Here is a 20,653-nt window from a genome sequence, read left to right as displayed (position 1 = left end):
AGTGAGGCATGTGCAGGGAAAATCGGCGTTATTCATGCAAGATGGCACGCCACCAGTTGTCCCGACGGTTTACACGTCAGCACGGGCCGCTGCTGGCTGCACATTGGCACGGCAATCGGGCAACGAGTATGAAAACGACAGCCTGACGGAGGCGACAGCGGGCTCGGCAATTCGCCGGTCAGGCTGACACTGCGACGTCGGTCGGTCGGGTCCATGCTCGGTGCAGCTCTTAACAACGCTTGAGTGTAGGGGTGCAGCGGTTGCTGAAACAATGCTTCAGTTTTACCCACTTCAACCACTTCTCCCAAGTACATGACCGCAACTCGATGGGAGATGTGTCGCACCAGCCTCAGGTCATGGGCAACGAACAGCACCGTCAGCTTGAGCTTTTCTTGCAAATCCAGCAGCAGGTTAACCACTTGGGCCTGTACCGAAACATCGAGGGCCGACACAAGTTCATCAGCGACTAATACCTGCGGCTCCACCGCCAGCGCGCGACTGATGCCGATCCGCTGCCGTTGGCCTCCAGAGAATTCGTGGGGCAGTTTGTCCACGGCATCGGCGGGCAAACGCACCAACTCGAGCAGCGCGTTGATCCGCGTCGGGATATCGGCGGTCGGGCACATGCTGTGCACCGAAAGCGCTTCGCGCAGCATTTGCCCGACCGTCATCCGTGGGTTAAGCGATCCGTAAGGGTCCTGGAAGGCATCTGACGGTTGAACCGGGCAGATATTGAGCGTTGATGGCGGACGGTGAGCCTCAGCGTTTTCGCTGACTTATGGGCTTGCTCGGAATCCAGCGCGAAACAGTCCTGAATGCTTGACCCGATTTGCAAGCGAAGGCGGTGAAGAACACGCCGCCTCGTCACGTCAAAAATCGTCGTCTTTATCAAACCGCCGCGCCTCGCGCTGCAACTGATACACAAAGCGCTCGACCTGACGTTGCACCAAGCCGCTCATGTTGTGGAAACGAATGCCGGCGAAGGTAATGTTGATTCGCTCTTCGTAATGCAAATAACGCAGCTCAACCGGTGCAATCATTTTACCGAAGGGCAGCGCGGCCATGAATCGCTCATAAACCTGCCCCAGCTGCAGCCGCTCAGAGATATCCCCCTCAAAGCGCAATTTGCAACCGGTGGCGGAGATGTCCAACAGCTTGCCGCCCACAGGCGCCGAAAGCTTTTCGCCGGCAACCTCGATGTTCACCAGTGAAGCCAGTTTAAGTGCGGCACGAAATGCATTGCGGCGCTGGTGGTAGACCACTTCCGAGGGCAGCTTGCCTCGATAGCAGCGGTGCTCGCCATCGTCAACGGTCAGCGCGTCGGCACTTTCCCACGCGATACGTACGCCATCGTGAAAGCCTTCAACGCGATACGCTTCGCCATTGGCCATAAAACGTTCACCGTCCCGCGGGATCATTTCATCCAGAGCAATGCTATTGCTGTCGCGGTCAACTTCAATCAGAAAACTTTGAAAGCGCTGGGTGCGCTCATGGAAGGTAATGATCAGCGGGTCGTGGCTATCGAGCAGCAACCGCAGATTGGCGGCAATTTCCAAAGGCGTTGTAAGCACTTTTGGCGGTTGCGGAGCATCTTCCGCGTTTAAGGCATTGAACACTGATCATCCATCCCAGGCAAAAATACTATAGCTCGCAGTCGCCAGCATTTTGCCAGCATGTTTGACGCCTTGATACAGGAATTTAAGCTTGGCTGAGCGGGCGCGGCTTGGTGAATCGGGACGTTGATCCACGATTGTCATACAGCGTGGGTGCTTCGCCGCCGGTCAAGATTCTCATCTGATTAGCGGTAGTCACCTGTTGCAGCTTAATCGACAGACCATTGTGCTCGTTGGCAGCACGGCATTCAGACATCAGGGCAGACAACGCATCGCCCTGGGTCAGCAATTCTTCGCCTATTGACGAATTGCGCGCCAGTTCGGCCAAGCCTTCACGGTCCGGTTTCAGGTTGAGGCTGACGAGGATCTGGCTGCGTTTGCGGCCACGTTGCTCAAGCATGATCACCAGCGCCTGCTTCTGCGCGAGAATGTCTTCGAGCAGAAACAGGTCGCGGCCGTGCAAAGCCAGGGATTCTGCGTGCAGCAGTTCCAGCAGATGCTGTGCTGGCGCCATATCATCGGTGATCAGTTGCAACAGATTAGTATCGTGCATGGCTGGCTCTGGGTTTTAGGCGTCCAAAAGCCCGGGCGCAAGCCTATGGCTAGCGCTGGGCTTCGAAATTAAGCAGTTTGCTGGCGACGCGGCCGCTGTCGACTTTATAGCTGCCATCGGCAACGGCCTGCTTCAATTCCGCCACGCGGGCGCTATTGACCACAGGTTGACTGCGTACTTTATCGCTGATTGTTTGCAGGCGCTGAGCCTCGTCGCTGAGGTGCACAGCTTCACCGCTGGATGCGCTGGCGGCTGCGGTCTTCGCAGGCACGCTGGAGGCATCAGCAGCGGTGCCGGTCTCCTTCGTGACACTGGGACGCGTACTGCCCGTCGCGGGTGGGGTGCTGTTTAAACGACTAAAGTCGATGACCATTTTATTAAAACCTCTAGGTGTTTGGACGCTTGCCATGTTTTCGGCCAAACACACAATAACTTTAGCGCTTAATCGAAGTGGAAAAACAGCTGCTACAAGCACAGGTCAGTCTAGGAAACTCTGAGCCATTGCGCCAGCGATCATAAGCTGACCTCGACTTGGCCCGGGGCTGTAACCCGGGCCTTGATCACCCGTTGCGAATTCAGGTTCCGCACCCGGATCTGTTCACTCATCCCGCCATTGGACAGCGCTTCGCCCGGCATACGTACCTGCAATGTTCCGCTTTTGGCGGTGATCACCACTTGATCGCCTTTGCGTACCACCTCCGCTTGTTCCAATAGCAGCGGTGTAAGCACCTGATCGTTGATCATCGGTCGGGTGACTTTTTGCCCGATTGCGTCCTCAATTGAGGTCATAAAACCCTGGGGCATCAGGCTGATGTCACGCTCAGCCATATAAACGTCGTCTTCGGTAATGATTGCGGCGCGTTTGATTGGACGCTTGAGAATCACAACCTGACGAAATAAATGCACTTGGGCGGGTACATACACCGTCCACGGTAGTGACCCTTCGCAACGGACCTTTACCGTCACACGGCCAATGGGTTGCGCGGGACTCTCAAGGCTAGCTGTCAATTCTTTGTCGCATTGCGTCAATGTCAGGCGAGGATCAAGGGTATTGACCTGAATCTGATAGCGACCTTCCAGATGAGCCGTCGCCTGATAGTCCTCGACGGAGAATTCAAGAAACCCTTGGGTCACGCCGATAAGCTGTTCAGGCACGCTTAAAAGCACGGCCTGCGCAGGCTGGCACACGCTGAAAAGCCACAGCGCAACAGCCGCGCAGTGTAAGCTGCCAGGCGATGATGCCATGCGTCGGAAAAATGTCGTTTTTGCGTTCATAACAGTTAAAAAGCAAGCCCCGTGCCGCTTCTTCATGTGAGTGTGCTTCGGTTCGAAGCTTTTGGTCTAGGAGTCACGGCATGGCTGGTGTAATGGATTCGGTAAACCAGCGCACTCAACTGGTGGGGCAAAACCGCCTGGAGCTTTTGTTGTTCCGGCTGAACGGCAAGCAGCTTTACGGGATCAACGTATTCAAGGTCAAAGAGGTGCTGCAATGCCCGAAACTGACCGTGATGCCCAAGTCCAACCCAGTGGTGCGCGGCGTTGCAAATATTCGTGGAGCAACCATTCCGATCATTGATCTGGCGATGGCGACGGGCGCGGACGCGTTGAAAGACGTGAGTAATACCTTTGTGATCATTACCGAATACAACACCAAGATTCAGGGTTTCCTGGTGCATTCGGTCGAGCGCATCGTCAATATGAACTGGGAGGAGATCCATCCGCCTCCCAAGGGAACCGGGCGCGACCACTACCTGACGGCGGTGACCCGGGTTGACAACCAACTGGTCGAAATTATCGACGTGGAGAAAATCCTCGCCGAAGTGGCGCCTACCTCCGAGCATATTTCAACGGGTGTCATCGATGTCGAAACCCAGGCGAAAGCGGTTACGTTGCGGGTGTTGACCGTTGATGACTCCTCGGTTGCCCGTAAGCAGGTGTCGCGCTGCCTGCAAACGGTAGGGGTCGAGGTGGTTGCCCTCAATGACGGCCGACAAGCGTTGGATTACCTGCGCAAACTGGTCGAGGAAGGCAAGAAGCCGGAAGAAGAATTTCTGATGATGATTTCAGACATCGAAATGCCTGAAATGGACGGGTATACCCTGACCGCAGAAATTCGCAGCGATCCGCGCATGCAAAAATTACACATCATCCTGCATACTTCCTTGTCAGGTGTATTCAACCAGGCAATGGTCAAGAAAGTCGGGGCGGATGATTTTCTCGCGAAGTTCCGGCCCGATGACCTGGCGTCCCGGGTAGTTAACCGGATCAATGCAGTGAAATAATTGCCGGAGGGCGCTGCCCTCCTGTGATTCAAATGAGTTTAGAGGCGGTTTATTTGTCGACGGGTAATTTGGATTTCGAACAGTTCCGGGTCTTCCTGGAAAAAGCCTGTGGCATTTTGCTGGGTGAAAATAAGCAATACCTGGTGTCCAGCCGCCTCAACAAGCTGATGGAGCAGCAAGGCATTAAATCCCTGGGTGAGTTGATTCAGCGTATTCAGGCCCAGCCACGTAGCGGTCTGCGTGAGCAGGTGGTGGATGCGATGACCACCAACGAAACCCTATGGTTTCGTGATACCTATCCGTTCGAAGTGCTGAAAAACAAAGTGCTTCCGGAGATGATCAAGGCCAGCCCTGGTCAGCGGTTGAAGATTTGGTCCGCTGCGTGCTCTTCCGGGCAGGAACCCTATTCGCTGTCGATGTCTATCGACGAGTTCGAGCGGACCAATATGGGTCAGCTTAAAAGCGGCGTGCAGATCGTCGCGACGGATTTATCGGGAACCATGCTCACCAACTGCAAGTCGGGGGAATACGACAGCCTGGCAATTGGGCGGGGACTTTCCCCTGAACGCTTGCAGCGGTTTTTCGACGTCAAGACGCCAGGTCGTTGGGCAATCAAGGCGCCGATAAAAAATCGTGTGGAGTTTCGCTCCTTTAATTTGCTCGACAGCTACGCCAGCCTTGGCAAGTTCGACATCGTCTTTTGCCGCAACGTGTTGATCTACTTCTCGGCCGAAGTGAAAAAAGACATTCTGCTGCGTATTCACAGCACCTTGAAGCCAGGGGGTTATTTGTTTCTCGGGGCTTCCGAAGCGCTTAACGGTTTGCCGGATCACTATCAGATGGTGCAGTGCAGCCCGGGGATTATTTATCAAACCAAGTAGGTCGGCGCAGTAAAAAAATCGCCTTGTCGAAAGGAGGGGGATAGGTTCAAGGTAGCAGGTGTTGGTCGTGCACATTTTGATGATCTCGATTCGTTCATGCGTGCCGAGGATCAAAATGTCGATGAAGGTCTGTTGCCCTGTGGTGGCATGTCTGGTTGGCGAATAGTCATTGGGGCATTGACTCCCCGCGCTACCAAACGGCCTAGGGTATCAAAGCGTTCAGGAGTAGCTATGGGATTTTTAACTCGTCAACAAATCGAAGACATGGGTTTTGCCAGGACTGGCGAGAATGTGCGTCTTTCCGACAAAGCCTCTTATTACAACTGCAAAAATATAGTCATTGGCAATAACGTGCGCATTGACGACTATTGCGTGATTTCTGCGGGCAAAGGCGGTATCGAGCTGGGTAGCAATATTCATGTCGCGGCATTTTGTCTGTTGATCGGGCAGGGGAAAATTACGCTGCATGACTTCAGTGGGCTTTCTTCCCGTGTGTCAATTTACAGCAGCAGTGATGATTACAGTGGTGCCAGCCTGACAAATCCCACGGTTTCCAGCGAATTCACCAATGTGAAAAGTGCTGATGTCACCTTGGATAGGCATGTGATCGTGGGGGCAGGCAGTGTATTGCTTCCAGGCGTCGTTCTTCATCAGGGCGTAGCCATCGGCGCATTAAGCCTCGTATCAAAAAACTGTAAAGAATTCGGTATTTATTCAGGCGTTCCAGTTAAACGTGTCAAAGAGCGTAAGCGGGATATCCTTGCCTTGGAGCAAGAGATGATGGAACACGCTGGACGCATTGCTACGGCTGTATAGGTCTATACGCATCCGGCGTTTATTCGAAACGCCAGTCAGCATCGTCTCGCTCGTTGCGGCTCTGGCGCATTCGCCGAGCTGCCCGCTGGATCCTCGCAGCGACTCAATCCAATCGCTTCTCCTTGCGGCAACTCATGTCGGCGACGTTGCCGCTTTACTGGCGGTTGGCGGACATCTATTGCCGCTATTTTGGCTTGCCGCTCGGTCAGTCTCGCTGCACCCCTTGATTTTCGGGCTCGGAGAAGCTGGCACGCTGATTGCTTTGTCTCAGATACGTAAACAGGTCAGCCGCTAAAGGTTTCCCGACATGAGCATCAGCTTCGACAAAGCCCTGGGCATTCACGAGCAAGCCCTTGCCTTCCGCGCCCAGCGTGCAGAAGTGTTGGCCAATAACATTGCCAACGCCGACACGCCAAATTACAAAGCGCGGGATATGGACTTTTCTGCCGTGCTGGCGGCACAGGCTGACAAGTCGAAAAACGGCACGTTCGCGCTTAACACAACCAATACCAAGCACATCGAAGTTGATGGCGTGGGCGGTATGGACGGCACCTTGCTTTACCGCACGCCGAGCCAGCCGTCGCTGGACCAGAACACCGTTGATGGTCAGGTAGAAACAGCCAACTACGCAGAGAACTCGGTGGGCTTCCAGGCCAGCTTTACGTTTCTAAACAACAAATTCAAAGGGCTTATGTCTGCCCTGCGAGGAGAATAATTCATGTCCCTAGCCAGCGTTTTTAGCATTGCCGGTAGCGGCATGAGCGCGCAAACCACGCGTTTGAACACTGTGGCCAGCAACATCGCCAACGCCGAGACCGTTTCGTCGAGCGCAGACGCCACCTATCGTGCCCGTCACCCGGTGTTCTCCACTGTCATGCAAGGCCAGGCCGATGGCGACAGTGGTTCACTGTTCGGCAGTCAGGACGAGGCGGGGCAGGGCGTTCAGGTCGCAGGCATCATTGAAGACAAGAGCAACCTTGACGCGCGCTACGAGCCGAATCATCCGGCCGCCGACAAGAACGGCTATGTCTATTACCCCAACGTCAACGTAGTGCAAGAAATGGCCGACATGATTTCTGCCAGTCGCTCGTTTCAAACCAACGCGGACATGATGACTACCGCCAAAACCATGATGCAAAAGGTTCTGACCCTCGGTCAGTAACAAGGGGCGTAACCATGACAACCACTTCTAACGTCGGTCAGGCAGTACTTGACCAGCTCTCGTCATCGTCGGGCGCTTCGACTACGACTAACCCTTCCGCCGCGCTGGGTAAGGACGCGTTTTTGCAACTGCTGACAACGCAGTTGAAGAACCAGGATCCTCTCAGCCCCCAAGACAACACCGCATTCGTATCGCAATTGGCGCAGTTCAGCAGCCTGGAAGCGACCCAGAACCTAGGTACTACGGTTGACTCGATCGCGACGACTTACCAGTCATCCCAAGCGCTGCAGGCGTCTTCGCTGGTCGGTCGCTCGGTCATCGTTGCCGCCGGTTCCACCGTGGTCGATACCGCCAAGGGCATGACCGGCTCTGTCGTGGTGCCAGCGTCCAACTCAGACACAACGGTCAAGGTTTATGACACCTCGGCGAAGCTGGTCACCACCATTGATCTCGGTTCTCAGGCCGCAGGCACCAGCAGCTTTACCTGGGACGGCAAAACTGGCGATGGCACGGTTGCTCCTGCCGGCACTTACAGTTTTGTCGCCACCGGCACTACCAATGGCGCCGGCACTTCGTTAGCGACTTATCTGCCAGCCACGGTTAACAGCGTGACCATGGGCGTGGCGGGTGCGGAAATGACTCTCAATTTGGCGGGCGGCGGTACTGTCGGCCTGTCCAAAGTTCAAACAATCGGTATATAGAGCCGACCAGACGGCGCAGGAGTGAAGCATGTCTTACAACATTGGTCTCAGTGGGCTCTTTGCCGCAAACAAAAGTCTCAACGTCACCGGCAACAACATTGCCAACGTTGCGACCACCGGTTTCAAATCGTCCCGTACCGAATTTCAGGACCAGTACGCGGCGTCGATTCGCGGTACGTCTGGCTCGACTAACGTCGGCAGTGGTGTAACGGTTTCTTCCGTGTCGCAGCAGTTCACCCAGGGTAACTTGACCACCGGCACGGGTCGTAGCCTCGACCTGGCGATCCAGGGCAACGGTTTCTTCATGGTCAGCAACAACGGTGAAAGCCTATACACCCGTAACGGTGCTTTCTACCCGGACAAAGACGGCAATGTCGTCGACAGCAGCGGCAACAAATTGCAAGGGTACGGCGTCGATGGTAGCGGCAACGTTGTCGCCGGCGTGCTGACCAACTTAAAAATTGACTCGTCGAACCTGACGCCGAAACCAACGGGTACCATTACTATTGGGTCCAACCTGAACTCCACGGCCACTGTGCCAACGGTATCCCCATTCGATCCTTCGGATCTCAACAGCTACACCACGACCAACAGCACACCGATTTTCGACAGCCAGGGCAACCAACACTCTCTGGATCAATACTTCGTCAAGACCGGCACTAACGCATGGTCCATGTACACCCTGGTTGACGGCCGCAATGCACAGAATCCAGGTACTACGCCAGTAGTAGCGGACGAAACCAAACTGACATTTAACTCCGATGGCTCATTGGACAAAACGGCGAGCAGCAGCTCTGGTGCTGTGTCCGTCAACGCAGACGGGACCTTTCAATTGACGGGTTGGATACCTGCTGCACAGGTGGGTACCACCGGAGTCTGGGCAAGCAACGGCTCCAATGCCAAGGTAGGCGGTATTCAAATCGATATGCTGGCAACCAGCCAGACCAACTCGGTCAGCGGTGTCATCAGCAAAAGCCAGGACGGTTATGCGACGGGCCAATTGGCGGGTCTGTCAGTGGATGCCGGTGGCAACCTGTTCGCCACGTACACCAACCAACAGTCGAAGGTTATCGGTCAGGTGTCTATCACCAACTTTGCTAACGTGCAGGGTTTGATTCCGGTGGGCGGCAGCGGTTGGAAAGAGTCTTTTGCCTCAGGCGTAGCGGTTACCGGCTCTCCTGAAACGGGCACCCTGGGCTCAATCGTCGGCGACGCGCTGGAAGATTCCAACGTTGATTTGACCAGCGAACTGGTCGATCTGATTCGCGAGCAAAGCAACTATCAGGCGAACGCTAAAACCATCTCGACTGAAAACACTATCATGCAAACCACTATTCAAATGGTTAGCTAAAGTCGGGCTGCGCTATGTTTAAAAAGCCTCTTTTCGAAGGGGCTTTTTAATGCCTGTTTAATAAGTTGTCGTAGGTAATAAATTCGAGCCCGTTCCTACAATAGACCTAGAAAATTCCTACTTTCGTTAATGCGAGAATAAATAACGCAGCGATGACTCGCCTGCGGCACTCATGCATTGACGAAAGCCACGTCCGTGGCACAGGAGTATTCATGTCATTTACTACAGCGCTGAGCGGGTTGCACACTGCTCATAAAAGACTTGAAGTTGCCAGTAATAATATTGCTAACGTCGGTACCCAAGGTTTCAAATCATCCCGAGCGGAGTTTTCCGCGCTGTACTCAAGCTCCATGCTGGGCAGCGGCCACAGCGCAGTAGGGGCCGGCGCGCGGCTGGCGAACGTGTCACAAAAGTTCAGTCAGGGGGAGGTGGATTCAAATACTGGGCGGGCGCTGGACTTGCGCATCCAAGGCAAAGGTTTTTTTGTGGTCAGCGATAACGGCGCGCTTAGTTACACCCGCGCCGGCGCTTTTATAAAAGACGCCGACGATTTTATCGTGGACAACCAAGGCAGCCGCTTGCAGGGATATGGCGTTGATGACAACGGGAACGTGGTCACTGGCGTGCGCGCCGACTTGAAGATCGACACCCGCAACATAGCCTCTAAAGTGACCACCAAAGTGGCCCAAAACATCAACCTTGACGCGTCTATAAATTCATTGGCAGTGTTGCCGGCGTTTAATCCAGCCAACCCCGACACCTATACGAAAATGCTCGGAAGAACCATCAAGGATGGAGGCTCGGCGGCGGTGGCGGAGGTAAAGAGCAAGGACGCGCAAGGTCGAGAAACCATACGGGTGGCGGCCAAGCCAGCGGTTGCGCCAGCGGACCACGAGCTCAAGCAATATTTTGTTAAAACCGACGCCAACCATTGGACGATGTACACGTTGATCGATGGCCGTCACCCCATCGATCCCTCCACCACATCGCCGCTGGTGGCAACGCTTACCAGGCGGCCGGACGGCAGCCTTTCATTGGTCAGTGATCGTGATGTGATCAAGCAGACCTCCGGTACCGAGTTTCTGTTGGCCGGGTGGAAACCCAGTCATCAGGTCGACGGTGTCTGGGTCGCCAGCTCCGCCAGCTCCGCCAGCAACGGTGGTCCGATTGTGCTGTCGTTAAGCGAGGGAGGCGTCAATGGGGTCGACGAAAATGATGTCGCAATGAGCAGGGAAGTCCCGGTGTTTGACCCTGGCAATATCGCCACCTTCAGCAAGCCATTCTCAACACCCGTGTTTGACAGCCTGGGTAATCAGCACGAGATGACACAGTACTTTGTCAAAGACGACACCAACAGCTGGAAGATGCATGTTCTGGTCAACGGTCGAAATCCGATGACACCAGGCTCCAGCCAGCCCGCGTCGGCCAGCCTTACATTCAATTCCGATGGCAGTATTCGATCCATCACCGGGGGCGAGGGCTTGAGCGTGGAAAACAACAGCGTTACGGTGACCGGCTGGGTCCCGGCCAGGGCCGTCGATGCGAGCAAAAATAGCAAGAAATGGTTGTCCAACGGAGCTCGGGGCAGCACTGCGGGCATCGCTATCGACATGAATAAATTGACGCAATACAACGCCGCCACCCATCGTACCTCGGCACAGCAGGACGGCCATGCCGCAGGGCAACTCACCGCTGTCAGCATCGGCGTCGATGGCATCATACGAGCGGGTTTCAGCAATGGAAAAAACAAAAATATCGGGCAACTGATGCTCGCCACATTTGCCAATGAGCAAGGGTTGGCCGTCGATAACAATACCCGCTGGAGGGAGACCGGCGCTTCCGGGATCGCCAACATGGATGCGCCGAAAGTGGGAAGCCTCGGTGGGGTTGTTTCGGGGTCACTGGAAGGCTCGAACGTCAAGCTGACCGATGAGTTGGTGGCGCTGATACAAGCGCAAACCGCCTATCAAGCCAACTCCAAAGCGCTTTCGACAGAGGCAACGTTGATGCAGACGTTAATACAAGCCATTTAAGCGCGACACGCTGTGCTTGAGCCTCGATCCGTCGGGGCTTTTAATTGGGTGCAGGTTCAGGTCATAGGCTGCAGTCGGATTTTTTGTACGGTCCTCTCAGGCGTATCCATCCGGGACCAGGGCTGTTTTGCGCGCACACGGTTCGGGTAGCACCTTGCCAGGTGTACCACGGCGCGCTGGCCGCCAAGGCGCTGGAACTCACTAACACGCTGGCGACAAGCGCAATGATCATTCGGATGGGGTAGGGCATAAGGGCCTCGAGACAATGCGCCGATGGTAACGCGCTACGCCGCGGAACTGAATGAGTCAAAGGTGAATCAGTGCAGCGATCCAGTGGGAGCGAACGTGTTCGCGAACAAACTGACTCGGTGCCCAGCCGTAAACGAGGTTTTTTTGGCGCTGTATTTTCAGGCGTTGATCAAATGTGGCAGTCCGCCGCCGCCTTCGCTAAATCCGCGATCCCTCATCATAAGCCTTCGCCTGTTAACGCTGACGAATCAACGCTTTGTATCAGTTTCGATAAGTTGGATCGAATATTGCTTCAGCGAGATCAGAACAGCTACAGACGGCAAGCGTCTGGCAGAGGAGGATGACTGTGGACAAGTTGCTATTCGTCGCCATGAGCGGTGCATCGGAAAACGCGATAGCGCAGAAGGCGCACGCCAACAACCTGGCGAACATCAGCACCACGGGCTTTCAGCGGGACCTTGAACAGGCGCGCTCGATGCCAGTGTATGGCGAGGTCATGCCTTCACGAGCGTATGCCATGAGTGAGCGTCCGGGAACTGATCTTTCCGAAGGTCCGATGATGGAAACCGGCCGTGACCTGGACGTTGCTGTAAAAGGCGGCGGCTGGATCGCCGTGCAAACTGCCGACGGTGGCGAAGCGTACACCAGCACCGCCAGCATGAATATTGACGCCCTTGGCGTGTTGCGCACTGGCAATGGTTTGCCGGTCTTGGGCAACGGCGGGCCGATTGCCGTTCCGCCGCAACAACAGATCGAGATTGGCGCTGACGGCACCATCAGCATTCGCTCGCTGGGCGAAGGCCCACAAGTGATGGCGCAAGTCGACCGCATCAAGCTGGTCAAGCCGGACTTGAGCAACATGGAAAAAGGCCCCGACGGCCTGCTTCACACCAAGGACGGCAAGCCAGCGGCCGCTGATGCTGACGTTCAGGTCGAATCCGGATTCCTCCACGCGAGCAACGTGAATTCGGTCGAAGAAATGACCCAAGTGTTGGCGCTGTCTCGCCAATTCGAATTGCACATCAAGATGATGAAAACCGCCGAAACCAACGATGAGTCGGTGGCGCGAGTCTTGCAGAGCTAACCATTGATAGCTTGCGCCGAATACCAGGCGCTCGAGGAGAGAAATAATGCTTCCGGCACTTTACGTCAGCAAAACCGGTCTTTCCGCTCAGGACACCAACCTGACGACCATTTCCAACAACCTGGCAAACGTATCCACCACCGGTTTCAAACGTGACCGTGCTGAGTTTCAAGACTTGCTCTATCAGATCAAGCGTCAGCCAGGCGCCCAGTCGACCCAGGACAGCGAACTGCCGTCCGGTCTGCAACTGGGTACCGGTGTGCGCATTGTCGGTACGCAAAAGAACTTCACGGCCGGTAGCTTGCAAACCACCGACCAGCCCCTCGACATGGCTATCAACGGTCGCGGCTTTTTTCAGATCCGCCAGCCTGACGGCACCGTTGCGTATTCCCGTGACGGTACGTTCCATCTGGACACCAACGGCCAGATCGTGACGGCCAACGGTTACGCTCTGGAGCCTGCGATTGTCGTGCCCCAGCAGGCCCAGACGTTTACCGTCGGCCAGGACGGCACGGTGTCGATCACGCTGGCGGGCGCCACTGCAACCTCTCAGATCATCGGCAACCTGCAAACGGCTGACTTCATAAACCCGGCCGGTCTGCAAGCAGTAGGTAGCAACCTGTTCCTGGAAACCGCATCAAGCGGCGCGCCGCAAGTCGGCACGCCTGGCCTGAACGGTTTCGGCACCACCCAGCAGAACACTCTGGAAGCGTCCAACGTCAGCACGGTTGAGGAAATGGTCAACATGATCACCACTCAGCGCGCTTACGAAATGAACTCCAAAGTGATCTCTACGGCTGACCAAATGCTGCAATACGTCACGCAGAATCTGTAAAAACCCTGATGGGCCGATTGGGCCTGTCACGTCACCTGATCAACTTGATGGGGTACCTGATAAGTACCTGCTACACCGCGAGGTTTTAAGTGTCATGAAACGGCTTCCTGTTGTGCGGCTTGTCCGACTGATTGCTCTGTTGGTAGCCCCGTTTTGCGGACTCGCATTACTGGCTGGCTGTGTCGCGCCTGTAGCGAAGCCCAATGACCCTTTTTACGCGCCGGTGTTGCCGCGAACGCCACTGCCATCCGCTGCCAATAACGGCTCGATTTATCAGGCCGGTTTTGAGCAAAACCTTTACGACGACCGCAAGGCTTACCGGGTAGGCGACATCATCACCATCACCCTGTCCGAGAGGACCGATGCCAGTAAAGCGGCGAGTAACGGCATCACTAAAAACAGCAGCAACAGCATTGGTTTGACCTCGTTGTTCGGTGCCGGTGTGAGCACTAACAACCCGGTGGGCAGCGGCGACCTGAGCTTGAACGTCGGTTACAACGGCGCGCGTACCACCAAAGGCGACGGCAAGGCGGCACAGAGCAATAGCCTCACGGGTTCGGTCACGGTGACCGTTGCCGACGTGTTGCCCAACGGCATTCTCGCGGTGCGCGGTGAAAAGTGGATGACCCTCAACACCGGCGATGAGCTGGTGCGGATCGCCGGTCTGATCCGTTCCGATGACATCGCCACCGACAACACCGTGTCGTCAACACGGGTTGCAGATGCACGTATCACGTATTCGGGGACCGGTTCGTTTGCCGATTCCAGCCAACCGGGGTGGTTCGATCGTTTCTTCCTCAGCCCGTTGTTCCCTTTCTGATAGCGGGATAGACATGATCAAGTTCAAACAACTGATGGTGGCGGTACTGCTCTCATCCACCGCCTTCGGTGTCCAGGCCGAGCGGTTGAAGGATATCGCCAGTATTTCCGGGGTTCGTACCAACCAATTGATCGGCTATGGGCTGGTGGTGGGTCTCAACGGTACCGGCGACCAGACCACGCAGACACCCTTCACCCTGCAGACCTTTAACAACATGCTGGCCCAGTTCGGCATCAAGGTCCCGACCGGTTCGGGCACGGTGCAATTGAAGAACGTTGCGGCAGTGGCGGTGTATGCCGATTTGCCCGCTTTCTCCAAGCCCGGTCAAATGATCGACATTACCGTGTCGTCTATTGGTAACTCCAAAAGCCTGCGCGGCGGTAGCTTGCTGCTGACTCCAATGAAAGGTGTCGACGGCAACGTCTACGCCATCGCCCAAGGTAACCTGGTGGTGGGCGGTTTCGATGCTGAAGGCCGTGACGGTTCAAAGATTACCGTCAACGTTCCGTCTTCAGGTCGCATTCCGGGCGGTGCTTCGGTGGAGCGCTCAGTTCCGAGCGGCTTCAACCAAGGCAACAGCCTGACGTTCAACCTCAACCGCTCTGACTTCACCACGGCTAAACGTGTAGTGGACAAGATCAACGACATGCTTGGCCCTGGGGTTGCACAAGCCCTTGATGGCGGTTCGGTACGGGTGACAGCACCCATGGACCCAAGCCAGCGGGTCGACTATTTGTCAATGCTGGAAAACCTGGAAATCGATCCGGGTCAGGCGTCGGCCAAAGTGATTATCAACTCACGTACCGGCACCATTGTGATCGGCCAGAACGTTCGGGTTTCCCCGGCAGCCGTCACTCATGGCAGCTTGACCGTCACCATCACCGAAGACCCGATCGTCAGCCAGCCCGGCGCATTGTCCGGCGGCCAGACGGCGGTGGTTCCACGCTCCCGCCTGAACGCGGCGCAAGAGTTGCACCCGATGTTCAAATTCGGCCCAGGCACCACGCTGGACGAGATCGTGCGAGCGGTTAACCAGGTCGGTGCTGCACCGGGAGACTTGATGGCCATCCTCGAAGCATTGAAACAGGCCGGCGCGCTGCAAGCCGACCTGATCGTGATCTAAGGAGCTGCCCATGGACATGCCTATCAGCGGCGGCGGAGTACCAACCGCCAGCGACTCGGGTGCATATTCTGACCTGAATCGACTGAATGCCCTGAAAACTGGCGATCGCGACAGCACCGGCAACTTGAAAAAGGTGGCTCAGGAATTCGAGTCGCTGTTCGTCAGCCAGATGCTCAAGTCCATGCGCTCTGCCAACGAAGTGCTGGCCAAAGATAATCCGATGAACACCTCGGAAATGCGCCAATACCAGGAAATGTACGACCAGCAACTGTCCGTGACCATGTCTCGGCAGGGCGGTGGTATTGGTCTGCAGGACGTGTTGATGCGGCAACTGTCAAAAATCAAAGGCTCAGAAACGGCGCCTGGCAGCACCAGCGGCAACCTGACCGCGTTGGCCGGTAAGAATACCGACTTGAAACGTTCGAACCCGGTCAATCCGGCGCCAAACGAGGTGGCTGATTCCAGCAGTCCAGATACGGACGGCGCGGTGATCAAGCAAACCGGTCTGGCCCTGCAAATCGCCCAACGCCCGTTGTGGGCGACGCGCTCTGTGGCGGTCGATCATCGACTTGCCGCTGTGTCAGCCTCCATCAACGGCAGCGTGCATAACGATGTCGCCAAGCTAAACGCGCGGCGCTTGTCATTGCCCACCAGCCTCACCGACCGCTTGCTGGCCGGCATCGTCCCACCGACCGCCACGACACTTAGCCAGGCAGCCGGAGAGGCGGGCGCTCGCAGCAGTATTACCGGTACGGCCCAGGCGGCTGTTCGCAGCGGCGCCACCTATGCCGGAAATGGCGACTGGACGCAAAACCCATCGCTGAAAGCGTCCACAGGTTCGATGCAGATTCTGGGTCGGGCCATGGCCCAGATACCCTTGGCGCCGAGCGGCAAAACCTTCGCCAGCCAGGATGCGTTTGTCGCAACCATGCTGCCTCTGGCCAAGGACGCGGCGGCCCGTATCGGCGTCGACCCAACGGTACTGGTGGCACAGGCTGCGCTGGAAACCGGGTGGGGCAAATCGATCATGCGTCAGCAAGACGGCAGCAACAGCCACAACCTGTTCGGCATCAAGGCTCAGGGCGGCTGGAAAGGTCCTGAGGCCCGGGCGATCACCAGCGAGTTCCGCGATGGGCAGATGGTCAAGGAGACGGCGGACTTCCGTTCCTACGACTCCTACGCCGACAGTTTCCATGACCTGGTTACTGTGTTGCAGAGCAATAATCGCTATCAAGGTGTGCTGAAATCAGCCGATAACCCGGAACAGTTTGTGAAAGAGCTGCAGAAGGCCGGCTACGCCACGGACCCGGATTACGCCAGCAAGATTTCGCAAATCGCCAAGCAGATGAAGAGTTACCAAAACTACGCCACAGCGGGCTCTTCCACGACTTTATAAGGCTTGAACCATGTCTCTGATTTCAATTGGGCTTTCGGGGCTGACTGCAAGTTCTGCAGCGCTTAACACCATCAGTAACAACATGGCCAACGTCGATACCGCAGGGTATTCGCGTCAGCAGGTTATTACCGGTGCGTCGGCACAGCAGAACATCGGGGTCGGCTACGTCGGCACCGGTACGACGTTGATGGATGTGCGTCGGATCTACAACAGCTACCTCGACAGTCAATTGCAAACCAGTACCGCCCTCGACTCCGACACTGCGGCCTATCTGGGGCAAGTGGGTGCAACCGATACGTTGCTATCGGATGCCAGCACCGGCATCGCGAGTGTATTGAAGACCTTTTTCACCCAGTTGCAGGCAGTGTCGACCACTGCAACGGATCCGGGCAGCCGCGCGCAGCTGTTGACCACTGCCAACGCATTGAGCAGCCGCTTCAACTCGATCTCTGCGCAGCTGACCAGCCAGAACACCGACATCAACGGCCAACTGACCACCCTCGCCGGGCAAGTCAACACGCTGGCGGCGTCGATTGCCCAATTGAACAAGCAGATTAACCAGGCCTCGGCCGGTGGCACGACCCCCAACACCCTGCTTGATTCGCGTAACGAGGCAGTGCGTCAACTGAATATGCTGGTGAGCGCCAAGGTTGTCGACAATAACGGCAGCTACGACATCACCATTGGTACTGGCCAAACCCTGGTCAGTGGCACCACGGTCAATACGTTGTCTGCCGTGCCAAGCTCGACTGACCCCACCCAATACAACTTGTCGTTGAGCTATGGGTCAAGCAAATCGGACGTGACTTCTGTCGTTACCGGGGGCAGCATTGGTGGCTTGTTGCGTTATCGCAGCGACGTATTGGCGCCCGCTGTCAATGAATTGGGGCGTGTCGCGCTGACTGTCTCCGACCAGATCAACAGCCAGTTAAACCAAGGCGTGGACCTTAACGGTGCCTTCGGCTCCAACCTGTTCAGCAGCATCAACAGCGCCGCTCAGATCAGCCAACGCAGTATCGCCAAGCTCGGTAACAGCACCGGTTCGGGCAACCTCGATGTCACCATTGCCGACACTAGCAAGCTCACCACCAACGATTACCAGGTCACCTTCACCAGCGCCACGGCGTATAGCGTCCAGCGCCTGCCTGACGGCACGAGCATGGGCAGCTTCGATCTGACCACTCAGCCGCCACCGGTCATCGACGGGTTTTCCATGGCGCAAAACGGCGGGAATTTCAGCGCAGGCGACAGCTTCAAGGTCACGCCGACGCGCAACGCTGCGTCGACCATCAGCACCACCATGACCGACCCCAACGCCCTCGCAGCCGCGGCGCCGTTGTCTGCATCAGCCGGGTCGAGCAACAAGGGCACCACCTCGATTTCCCAGCAACCGACACTGGTCACGCAGCTGGACATCTATGATGCGGCTGGCAGTGCAGACTTGCGCACCGGCATTGCCAATTCGACACCGGTCAAGCTGGTGTTCGGCGCCGTCACGACTGGCGCGCAGAGTTACACCATGTTCGACGCCAAGGGCAACTCGATCGGTACCGGTTCGATCGTTCCCGGGCAATCCAACACCTTGAACCTGACGGTGCCAATGGTCGATGGCAGCGGCAATCCGATCATGGACACCGCCACGCCGCCCGCGCAAAAGTCATTCACCTTCCAGATGACTATTTCCGGCACGCCGGCAGCGAACGACAGCTATAGCGTCTCGATGACCGCCGCAGGGTCGTCGGATAACCGTAACTCCGCCGCCACCGTCGGGTTACAGACCAAGCAAACCGTAGGTGTCAACAGTACCGGCACCGGCATGAGCTTGTCTGATGCCTACGGCAAGCTGGTGGAAACGGTAGGCGCCCAGGCGGCCCAGGCCAAGAGCGACAGCGCGGCGACCACTGCCATCGTCACCCAGGCCACCAGCGCCAGGGATTCGGTTTCCGGTGTCAACCTCGACGAAGAAACCGCCAACCTGGTCAAGTATCAGCAGTACTACACCGCCTCGTCGCAGATCATAAAGACTGCACAAGACATGTTTACCACTTTGATCAACGCTCTCTAAGGGGTCGCAATCATGCGTATTTCTACCAGTCAGTTTTTCGACGCGAGTGCGGCTAACTACCAACGCATTTATACCAACACGCTGACCACCGGCCAGGAAGTCAGCAGTGGCACCAAGGTCAATACTGCCGCTGATGATCCTGCAGGTGCAGCGCGCTTGCTCCAGCTTGGGCAGCAGAGCTCGATGCTTGGTCAGTACGCCGCCAATATCAACTCGGCCAACTCGACGATGACCCAGGCACAATCGGCGATGGACGGTATTACAACCGCGCTACAGCGGGCGAAAGAGTTGATAATCAGTGGCGCCAACGGCACCAACACCGATGCCAACCGTCAGGCTAACGCTGCTGAGTTGACCCAGATACAGGGCCAGGTGCTGTCGCTGATGAACAGTCAGGACGCCAACGGTCAATATATTTTTGCAGGCTCCAAGTCTTCAGTACCGCCGTACTCGCAAAATGCGGACGGCACTTATAGCTATAACGGTGACCAGAGTTCCAACAGCGTCCCGGTAGGCAACAACTTGTCCATCGCAACCAACACCACGGGTTGGGATGCGTTCGAGCAAGCGACCAATACCACGCGTACGTCCACCAGCATGACCTCTCCGGCGGTGGATGATGGTCGGGTAACCTTGTCTGGCGGCCAAGTCTCGAACAGCGCGACCTTTAATGCCTCGTTCGCCAGCGGCCAACCGTACACGGTTAAGTTTCTCAGTAGCACTCAGTACCAGATCACCGATGCCTCGGGCAACGATGTCACCTCTGAAGCCGGTCAGAACGGCACCTTCAGTTCTGCCAATGCGGCGACTCAGACCATTGGTTTTCGCGGTCTCTCGCTTAACCTGAACACCAACCTGAGTGCGGCGGATAAGGCCACCACGGCTACGGCAGACGCCGCAATGGCGGGACACAGTTTCCAACTGACCGCCACGCCCGATACGTTTGCGACTTCGCGCAGCCCAGGCAATCCGTCTACCACGGTCATCACCAGCTCCAGCGAGACCAATGCCGCGGCCTACAACAGCAGCTTCCCGCCAGGCGGCGCGGTACTCAAATTTACCAGCGCCACTGCGTTTGATCTTTATGCAGCACCCATTACCGCTAACAGTAAGCCTGTTTCCAGCGGCAACGTGAGCGTCACCACCGATACCTCGGTACCGCCAGTGACCACCACCACGGCCACGGCTGCCGGGATTACTTTCACATTGAGCGGCGCGCCGCAGGATAAGGACACCTTCACGGTTCAAGCAAACACGCACCAGTCCCAGAACATTCTGAACACCTTGGGAGCGGCAGTGAACGCGTTGAACTCGCCAGTTGATGGTGATCCAATTGCCCTGCAAAAATTCAACTCTGCCATGGACTCTGCGCTTGGCAACATATCCCAGGGCGAATTGCAGGTTGCCTCTGCTATCAGTAACTCGGGTACTCGACAAGCAGTCCTGATCAACCAGAGCGCCACCAACGACACCCTGACCAATGGCAACACCGTCAACCAAGGCGCGATTCGCGATGCGGACCCGGTTGCGTCCTACACCGCATTGACGTTGCAGACCACCATGTTGTCGGCAGCGCAGTTGGCGTTCAGCAAAATCTCCCAGTTGGGGTTGTTTAACAAGATCTAACGTCCGGCTTCGGCCCCCGCGACCTGCCGCCCGTGCAGGTCGCATTATTTATTAGTTCAGGGC

At 56.4% G+C, this 20,653-nt stretch carries 21 protein-coding genes; 15 read left to right on the top strand and 6 right to left on the bottom strand.

The genetic code is table 11. The annotated features are described in order from the left end of the window. Window positions 1-32 precede the first annotated feature (32 nt). The 5 genes from JWR17_RS13855 to flgA form a co-directional block, all read right to left on the bottom strand. The gene (locus tag JWR17_RS13855) at window positions 33-731 is read right to left on the bottom strand and encodes an oligopeptide/dipeptide ABC transporter ATP-binding protein (RefSeq protein WP_299832380.1); all 699 of its coding nucleotides are present in this window, start codon (window positions 729-731) and stop codon (window positions 33-35) included. A 138-nt stretch (window positions 732-869) separates the two neighbouring features. After that, window positions 870-1,616, bottom strand: coding sequence for a flagellar brake protein (locus JWR17_RS13850; RefSeq protein ID WP_299832358.1), 747 nt, complete (start codon window positions 1,614-1,616; stop codon window positions 870-872). A gap of 82 nt (window positions 1,617-1,698) precedes the next feature. Further along, window positions 1,699-2,166, bottom strand: coding sequence for a flagella synthesis protein FlgN (locus JWR17_RS13845; RefSeq protein ID WP_299832355.1), 468 nt, complete (start codon window positions 2,164-2,166; stop codon window positions 1,699-1,701). Window positions 2,167-2,215: 49 nt separating this feature from the next. Continuing rightward, a complete protein-coding gene (gene flgM, locus JWR17_RS13840) occupies window positions 2,216-2,539 on the bottom strand; it encodes a flagellar biosynthesis anti-sigma factor FlgM (RefSeq protein ID WP_299832353.1) in 324 nt (107 codons plus the stop codon). A 140-nt stretch (window positions 2,540-2,679) separates the two neighbouring features. Further along, window positions 2,680-3,441: a flagellar basal body P-ring formation chaperone FlgA gene (gene flgA / locus JWR17_RS13835; protein ID WP_299832352.1), complete on the bottom strand. Its 762-nt coding sequence runs from the start codon at window positions 3,439-3,441 to the stop codon at window positions 2,680-2,682. Between the two features lie 80 nt (window positions 3,442-3,521). On the opposite strand from flgA, the gene JWR17_RS13830 reads away from it, so the two are divergent. The 8 genes from JWR17_RS13830 to JWR17_RS13795 all read left to right on the top strand — a co-directional run bounded on the left by JWR17_RS13830 (window position 3,522) and on the right by JWR17_RS13795 (window position 11,392). Next, on the top strand, window positions 3,522-4,448 hold the full coding sequence (locus JWR17_RS13830) for a chemotaxis protein CheV (protein WP_299832350.1): 927 nt from the start codon (window positions 3,522-3,524) through the stop codon (window positions 4,446-4,448). Between the two features lie 53 nt (window positions 4,449-4,501). Further along, window positions 4,502-5,329 (top strand): protein-glutamate O-methyltransferase CheR, encoded by an 828-nt coding sequence (gene cheR / locus JWR17_RS13825; RefSeq protein ID WP_299832348.1) that lies wholly within the window; start codon window positions 4,502-4,504, stop codon window positions 5,327-5,329. A 231-nt stretch (window positions 5,330-5,560) separates the two neighbouring features. Then, the gene (locus tag JWR17_RS13820; RefSeq protein ID WP_299832346.1) at window positions 5,561-6,145 is read left to right on the top strand and encodes an acyltransferase; all 585 of its coding nucleotides are present in this window, start codon (window positions 5,561-5,563) and stop codon (window positions 6,143-6,145) included. 307 nt (window positions 6,146-6,452) lie between these two features. Next, window positions 6,453-6,860: a flagellar basal body rod protein FlgB gene (gene flgB, locus JWR17_RS13815; RefSeq protein WP_299832344.1), complete on the top strand. Its 408-nt coding sequence runs from the start codon at window positions 6,453-6,455 to the stop codon at window positions 6,858-6,860. A 3-nt stretch (window positions 6,861-6,863) separates the two neighbouring features. Then, a complete protein-coding gene (flgC, locus tag JWR17_RS13810) occupies window positions 6,864-7,307 on the top strand; it encodes a flagellar basal body rod protein FlgC (RefSeq protein WP_299832342.1) in 444 nt (147 codons plus the stop codon). Window positions 7,308-7,321: 14 nt separating this feature from the next. Continuing rightward, a complete protein-coding gene (locus tag JWR17_RS13805; RefSeq protein ID WP_299832341.1) occupies window positions 7,322-8,008 on the top strand; it encodes a flagellar hook assembly protein FlgD in 687 nt (228 codons plus the stop codon). A gap of 28 nt (window positions 8,009-8,036) precedes the next feature. Continuing rightward, window positions 8,037-9,359, top strand: a complete 1,323-nt coding sequence (gene flgE, locus JWR17_RS13800; protein WP_299832339.1) for a flagellar hook protein FlgE — start codon at window positions 8,037-8,039, stop codon at window positions 9,357-9,359. Window positions 9,360-9,571: 212 nt separating this feature from the next. After that, complete coding sequence (locus JWR17_RS13795) at window positions 9,572-11,392, top strand: flagellar hook-basal body complex protein (protein WP_299832338.1); 1,821 nt, start codon at window positions 9,572-9,574, stop codon at window positions 11,390-11,392. Between the two features lie 61 nt (window positions 11,393-11,453). On the opposite strand, the gene JWR17_RS13790 is transcribed toward JWR17_RS13795, so the two are convergent. Next, complete coding sequence (locus tag JWR17_RS13790) at window positions 11,454-11,642, bottom strand: hypothetical protein (protein ID WP_299832336.1); 189 nt, start codon at window positions 11,640-11,642, stop codon at window positions 11,454-11,456. Window positions 11,643-11,987: 345 nt separating this feature from the next. Between JWR17_RS13790 and JWR17_RS13785 the strand changes: the two genes are divergently transcribed. From JWR17_RS13785 to JWR17_RS13755, 7 genes are all read left to right on the top strand, one after another. Continuing rightward, the gene (locus JWR17_RS13785; RefSeq protein WP_299832334.1) at window positions 11,988-12,725 is read left to right on the top strand and encodes a flagellar basal body rod protein FlgF; all 738 of its coding nucleotides are present in this window, start codon (window positions 11,988-11,990) and stop codon (window positions 12,723-12,725) included. 46 nt (window positions 12,726-12,771) lie between these two features. Then, window positions 12,772-13,560, top strand: coding sequence for a flagellar basal-body rod protein FlgG (gene flgG, locus JWR17_RS13780; protein ID WP_299832332.1), 789 nt, complete (start codon window positions 12,772-12,774; stop codon window positions 13,558-13,560). 94 nt (window positions 13,561-13,654) lie between these two features. Further along, window positions 13,655-14,380, top strand: coding sequence for a flagellar basal body L-ring protein FlgH (gene flgH, locus JWR17_RS13775; protein WP_299832331.1), 726 nt, complete (start codon window positions 13,655-13,657; stop codon window positions 14,378-14,380). Window positions 14,381-14,393: 13 nt separating this feature from the next. Next, on the top strand, window positions 14,394-15,503 hold the full coding sequence (locus tag JWR17_RS13770; protein ID WP_299832329.1) for a flagellar basal body P-ring protein FlgI: 1,110 nt from the start codon (window positions 14,394-14,396) through the stop codon (window positions 15,501-15,503). Window positions 15,504-15,513: 10 nt separating this feature from the next. Next, window positions 15,514-16,899 carry a flagellar assembly peptidoglycan hydrolase FlgJ gene (gene flgJ, locus JWR17_RS13765; protein ID WP_299832327.1) on the top strand — a complete coding sequence of 462 codons (1,386 nt, stop codon included), beginning with the start codon at window positions 15,514-15,516 and terminating at the stop codon, window positions 16,897-16,899. 10 nt (window positions 16,900-16,909) lie between these two features. After that, window positions 16,910-18,964 carry a flagellar hook-associated protein FlgK gene (flgK, locus tag JWR17_RS13760; protein WP_299832325.1) on the top strand — a complete coding sequence of 685 codons (2,055 nt, stop codon included), beginning with the start codon at window positions 16,910-16,912 and terminating at the stop codon, window positions 18,962-18,964. A gap of 12 nt (window positions 18,965-18,976) precedes the next feature. After that, complete coding sequence (locus JWR17_RS13755; protein WP_299832323.1) at window positions 18,977-20,590, top strand: flagellar hook-associated protein 3; 1,614 nt, start codon at window positions 18,977-18,979, stop codon at window positions 20,588-20,590. The last annotated feature ends 63 nt before the right edge of the window (window positions 20,591-20,653 follow it).

The organism is Pseudomonas sp. (assembly GCF_028293835.1).
Classification (GTDB): domain Bacteria; phylum Pseudomonadota; class Gammaproteobacteria; order Pseudomonadales; family Pseudomonadaceae; genus Aquipseudomonas.
Note: the sequence above shows the minus strand (reverse complement) of the source record. Positions and strands in the feature narration are given on the sequence as shown.